General features: G+C 64.7%; 7 protein-coding genes and 1 pseudogene. 2 read left to right on the top strand and 6 right to left on the bottom strand.

Annotation, left to right across the window (positions count from 1 at the left end; all coding sequences use genetic code 11):
* Positions 1 to 405 (top strand): annotated as a pseudogene (locus tag ENZ75_RS20075) (hypothetical protein); the annotation flags it as partial.
* 20 nt (positions 406 to 425) lie between these two features.
* On the opposite strand, the gene moaB reads toward ENZ75_RS20075, so the two are convergent.
* The 6 genes from moaB to ENZ75_RS20045 form a co-directional block, all read right to left on the bottom strand.
* Positions 426 to 980, bottom strand: a complete 555-nt coding sequence (gene moaB / locus ENZ75_RS20070; RefSeq protein WP_024502637.1) for a molybdenum cofactor biosynthesis protein B — start codon at positions 978 to 980, stop codon at positions 426 to 428.
* Positions 967 to 1866 (bottom strand): 4-(cytidine 5'-diphospho)-2-C-methyl-D-erythritol kinase, encoded by a 900-nt coding sequence (locus ENZ75_RS20065; RefSeq protein WP_063167651.1) that lies wholly within the window; start codon positions 1864 to 1866, stop codon positions 967 to 969. Before ENZ75_RS20065 ends, moaB begins: the two co-directional genes overlap by 14 nt.
* 20 nt (positions 1867 to 1886) lie before the next feature.
* The gene (locus ENZ75_RS20060) at positions 1887 to 2072 is read right to left on the bottom strand and encodes a membrane protein (protein WP_027164179.1); all 186 of its coding nucleotides are present in this window, start codon (positions 2070 to 2072) and stop codon (positions 1887 to 1889) included.
* An 83-nt stretch (positions 2073 to 2155) separates the two neighbouring features.
* On the bottom strand, positions 2156 to 3019 hold the full coding sequence (locus ENZ75_RS20055; protein WP_027164178.1) for a S49 family peptidase: 864 nt from the start codon (positions 3017 to 3019) through the stop codon (positions 2156 to 2158).
* Positions 3020 to 3098: 79 nt separating this feature from the next.
* Positions 3099 to 3899 carry a methyltransferase gene (locus ENZ75_RS20050; RefSeq protein ID WP_013532832.1) on the bottom strand — a complete coding sequence of 267 codons (801 nt, stop codon included), beginning with the start codon at positions 3897 to 3899 and terminating at the stop codon, positions 3099 to 3101.
* Positions 3899 to 4123 (bottom strand): DUF2007 domain-containing protein, encoded by a 225-nt coding sequence (locus ENZ75_RS20045; RefSeq protein WP_063167652.1) that lies wholly within the window; start codon positions 4121 to 4123, stop codon positions 3899 to 3901. Before ENZ75_RS20045 ends, ENZ75_RS20050 begins: the two co-directional genes overlap by 1 nt.
* A 200-nt stretch (positions 4124 to 4323) precedes the next feature.
* Between ENZ75_RS20045 and ENZ75_RS20040 the strand changes: the two genes are divergently transcribed.
* Positions 4324 to 5133: polyprenyl synthetase family protein (locus ENZ75_RS20040; RefSeq protein WP_164777155.1), on the top strand; the 810-nt coding region annotated here is incomplete at its 3' end.

The following is a 5133-nucleotide window of genomic DNA, read 5'->3' as shown; positions in this document are numbered from 1 at the left end:
TTTCTAACCGGTGCCGCTTCGGATGCCGACAAGAACCTCGCCTCGCTCGGCAAGTATCATTTCGACCTCGATGATTGGCGCATGCTGAAATTCTTCTTCTACCTCAAGCCGGTCGACGCCGACACCGGTCCGCATGTCTATGTCAGGGGCAGCCACAAGCGCCGCAGCCTCAAGCACCAGCTCACGCTTCTGGTTGGCCACCCCGCGCAACAGGTCCTGGATGTCTATGGCGAGCAGAGCCCGGTGACGCTGACCGGCGAGGCCGGTCTCGGTTTCGTCGAGGACCCTTTTGGCTTCCATATGGGCACCGTGCCGGCACGCACGCCCCGACTGATGATGGAAGTCGGCTTCGGCGTCTCGCCGCCGTCGCGCCGGCGGTTTCATGGCGAGCCGGTCATCCGCTGAGAGCGACGCTTGCCTCGGCTTTACGGAGCTGATTTGCCGCGCCGCAAATGCTCGTCCAGGCGCGGCATGATCTCGACGAAGTTGCACGGCATATGCCGGTAGTCGAGCTGTGCCTTCAGGATGCCGTCCCACGCGTCCTTGCAGGCGCCTGGCGAACCCGGCAGCACGAAGACGAAGGTGGCGTTGACGACGCCGCCGGTCGCCCGGCTCTGGATCGTCGAGGTGCCGATCTTGTCGTAGGAGATCCGGTGGAACACTTCCGAAAAGCCATCCATGCGCTTTTCGAAGATCGGCTCCAGCGCGTCCGGCGTCACGTCACGGCCGGTGAAACCGGTGCCGCCGGTGGTGATGACGACATCGATATTCTTGTCCCGCGACCACGCCAGAACCGTGTCGCGGATTTTTTCCCGATCGTCGGTGACGATATCGCGGGCCGCCAGCATATGGCCGGCCTCGGTGATGCGGTCGGCCAGCGTCTGGCCGGATTTGTCGTCGGCGAGGCTGCGCGTATCTGAAACGGTCAGCACCGCGATGCGCACGGGAATGAAGGAGCGGCTCTCGTCAATTCTGGCCATCAGATACCTCCGATGCGATGCTGCGCGTCGCCGCGACGAACCAGTCGGGCTGGCGGCCGCGGATTTCGGCGGCGGCGCGCTTGGCGACATTGCCGGTCTCGAACAGGCCGAAGCAGGTGGCGCCGGACCCGGACATCCGTGAAAAACCGGATCCGGCCTTGTTCAGCCAGGAAAGCGCCCTGCCGATAGCCGGCTGCATCGCCAGCGCGGCGGGCTCGAGGTCGTTGCGGGTGATCTCCAGCCAGTTGCGCAGGCTATGAAAATCGATGCTGCGCGGCAGCGGCGGCAAGGCCTCATTGTCGCGCCGGGAAAGCGCCGCAAAGACGTCCGCCGTCGAGACCGGGGTGCCCGGATTGACCAGCACCAGGCCAAGCGCCGAAAAATCCGGCACCATCGACAGTTCATCTCCGATGCCGCGCGCGACCAGAGGTCTGGCCGCCAGGCACATCGGCACATCGGCGCCGAGCGAGAGGCCGATCCGCGCCAGCTCTGCGCCGTCTATATCCAGGCCCCATGTCTCCACCAGCCCGCGCAGCACGGTCGCCGCGTCGCTCGAACCGCCGCCGACGCCGGAGGCGACCGGCAGGTTCTTTTCCAGCCGGATAGCGACCGGCGGTGTTCTCTCGTGCCCGACCGCCTGTCGCAGGGCATCGCGCGCCCTAGGCACCAGATTGCTGGCGTCGAGAGGAACCGCCGGGGCGTAGCGGCCGGACACGGTAAATTCATCGCTGTCGGCAGGCGCGATTTCGACCCTGTCGCCAAACCGCGTGAACACCGCCAGGCTCTCGATCAGATGATAGCCGTCAGGGCGCCTGCCGGTGACATGCAGCGCAAGATTGATCTTGGCGTGCGCGTGCCAGCTACGCGACCCGATGTCGGTGTCCACAATGGTCTGCGAAATGGTGCTCAGTCCTTGGCCAGCCGGTACTCGCCGGTCTTCGGATCCTTGACCAAAGTGCCCATCGCGCCGTTGGCCGTCTGCTTTTCGGTACGCCGCACCTTGGCGGTCACGCGTTCGGCTTCGCGGATGAAGGTGCGGTAGCCGAAATAGGCGGCGACGCCAACGACGGTGAAGAAAATGATCTGCGGCATACCAAAACTCCTCCCACGCTGGGCCGGCGAAGGTGGCCGGTCGGGTCGGTTAAGCTCTCATGCTAGACGCTTTTGCCGGGTTTTCAAAGCTCGAAGCGAGACCACAATGCGCGCTCTTCCGCCGCATCGATCAGGCCGCTGGCGGCAGCGCCTGCGATCTCGGGCGCTGAAAAGCCCTTGCTTGAGCCAAACAGGCCGAAGCGGCTGAGGAAACCGCGCGGTGTCGTGATCAGCCTGAGCTGGGTTTTCGCCCCGAAACGGGTCTTGAGCACCGTGCGCATGTCGCCGAGCGCATCGACCAGGCCGAGTTCAAGGCCCTTGATGCCGGTCCAGAACAGGCCGGTGAACAGGTCCGGGTCGTCTTTCAGTTTCGCGCCGCGCCGCTCCTTGACGAGGTCGATGAACGTGCCGTGCACCTCGAGCTGCAGCGCCTTCAGCCGCTCGACATCTTCCTTTTTCTCGGGCTTGAACGGGTCGAGCACCGCCTTGTTCTGGCCGGCGGTGTGGACGCGTCGCTCGATGCCGATCTTCTTCATCAGTTCCGGGAAGCCGAACGAAGCCGAGACCACGCCGATCGACCCGACGATGGAGGATGGGTCGGCGAAGATCTCATCACCGGCAACCGCGATCATGTAGCCACCCGACGCCGCCACGTCTTCGACGAAGACCAGTACCTTTCTGTTCTTTTCCGTGGCCAGGTCACGGATGCGCTTGAAGATCAGCCGCGACTGCACCGGCGAGCCGCCGGGCGAATTGATCGAGATGGCGACTGCCGGGGCGTCGTAGGAAAACGCCTTCTCAATGAGGCCAGCGGTGGAGGCCAGCGACAGGCTCGGCCGGAACTGGCCACCGCCTGCCATGATGGTGCCGTGCAGCCGGATGACCGGAATTGTGACGACGGTGGAGCGCCAGGATTTCGGCAGCAGGCGGTTGATAAGGCGTTTCACGAGGGCGCGGTCTCCGGTCGATAGGTTGCAGGCATGTAGGGATTTCCCGGCCAACGGCAATGTGGCCAGGCAGAATAGCTCAATCTCCAAACAGCGAGGCGAGGCCGTTGGTAATCATTTCGCTGCGCTCGTCAGGGCCGTTGCCTGATTGCGCGTGCAGCATCAGGGGCGGGCGGATGGCAAGCTTTCCCCGTGCCCCGAGCGCTGCCCGCACAACGATGCGGATTGCCGCGGCGTCTGGGCGAGGGTGGACGGCGAGCATTTCGGCATCGCCGAAGCGCCCTGCGATCGCATCGAGAATGGCGCCGAGCTGTTCGGGGCGGGCGATCACGGCAAGCCCGCCGCGCGGCCTGACCACCGCCGCCGCACTGCGGATCCAGCTCTCGAACACCCCGTCCTCCATGACATGGGCCTCTTTTCTGAGGCGATCGGGGGAGGCGCGGTCCCGGGGAGCGTTGAAGGGCGGGTTCATGATGACGAAGTCGAAATCATTGTCGGCGAGGCCGGCGGCCGCCCGCGCCCGGCCCGATACGGTGACATCGGCGACCAGCACGGAGGCGCGATCGCTCAGATGGGCATTGCCGGGATGGGCAAGGGTGGCTGCCGCGAAGGCCGCCATTTCCGGCGCGCGTTCGACAAGCACCGCCTCAGCGGCCGGGCAGCGCGACAGCACCGCCAGGCCGGCGGCCCCGGCACCGGCACCGAAATCGGCGAGACGACCGGCAAGAGAGGACGGCACGGAGGCCGCCAGCATCATCGCATCCATGCCGGCGCGATGACCGCCTTGCTTGGGCTGCACCAGCCAGAACCGGCCGCGATGGAAAGCGTCGACCGTATGGGCCGGCGTGTCCGGGACAAGGGCGGCGGGCGCGGCGGACATTATTTTCCGCGGATTTCGTTGGCGATGCCGGCATCCCTGAGGATGCGCCGTGCCGCGTCGGCCTGGTCGGCGTCGACCATGACGCGCTTCTGCAAAAGACCGATCGACCCTTCGAGAATGCTCATATTCTGGTCGGCGACAAAGCAGGCAATGCCGGCGTCGCGCATCAGCGATTCGACAAAGGAAATGATCACGGCATCGTTGGTGCGGACTAGTTCTATCATCGTATGAAACTCGCAGTTTGCGCTATTGATGTAAACGGGCAGGGGATTCCGGGGCAGAGCCGTTCCCTTGGGGTCGTTGACATTCTGTCGCCGCCGCCGCGCCAATTCGCCACTTGCCGTGCCCATGTCCGCCGCCCTAGAGTCCATACAGGGACTAAGGGTGCCGTCGCACGCTCTATACCAAGACGGGAGTGATTGTCGTGGGTGTCGTTCTCAACATCGAAAACGGGAAGCGGGAGCCCGCCTCCATCAAGGATCTGATCGATCTGACTGCCGCCGATATGGGGCGCGTCAATGAATTGATCCTGTCCAAGGCCGGCTCCGACGTCGAGATGATCCCGGAGGTCGCCAACCATCTGATCTCGTCCGGCGGCAAACGGCTGCGGCCGATGCTGACGCTGGCCGCAGCCCAGATGTTCGGCTATGCCGGCGAGGGCCACGTCAAGCTCGCCACCTCCGTCGAATTCATGCACACCGCGACGCTTCTGCACGACGATGTCGTCGACGAGAGCGGCATGCGCCGCGGCAAGAAGACCGCCCGCATGATCTGGGGCAACCAGGCAAGCGTGCTGGTCGGCGACTTCCTGCTCGGCCAGGCTTTCCGCATGATGGTCGATGTCGGCTCGCTCGAGGCGCTCGACATCCTGTCGAGTGCAGCCTCGATCATCGCCGAGGGCGAGGTCATGCAGCTTGCCGCCGCCAAGAACCTCGAAACCACCGAGGACGAGCATTTCGCCGTCATCAAGGCCAAGACCGCCGCACTTTTTTCGGCTGCTGCCGAGGTCGGCCCGGTCATCGCCCAGGCGACGCGCAACGATCGTGCGGCGCTGCGCTCCTATGGCATGAATCTCGGCCTGGCCTTCCAGCTGATCGACGACGCGCTGGACTATGGCGGCACCAGCAAGGATCTCGGCAAGAACGTCGGCGACGATTTCCGCGAGGGCAAGGTGACGCTTCCGGTCATTCTCGCCTATCGGCGCGGCACCAAGGCCGAGCGCACCTTCTGGAAG

Source organism: Mesorhizobium sp. M7A.F.Ca.CA.002.04.1.1 (genome assembly GCF_004022805.1).
GTDB classification, from domain to species: domain Bacteria; phylum Pseudomonadota; class Alphaproteobacteria; order Rhizobiales; family Rhizobiaceae; genus Mesorhizobium; species Mesorhizobium ciceri.
This window is presented reverse-complemented; position numbering and strand designations above follow the sequence as displayed.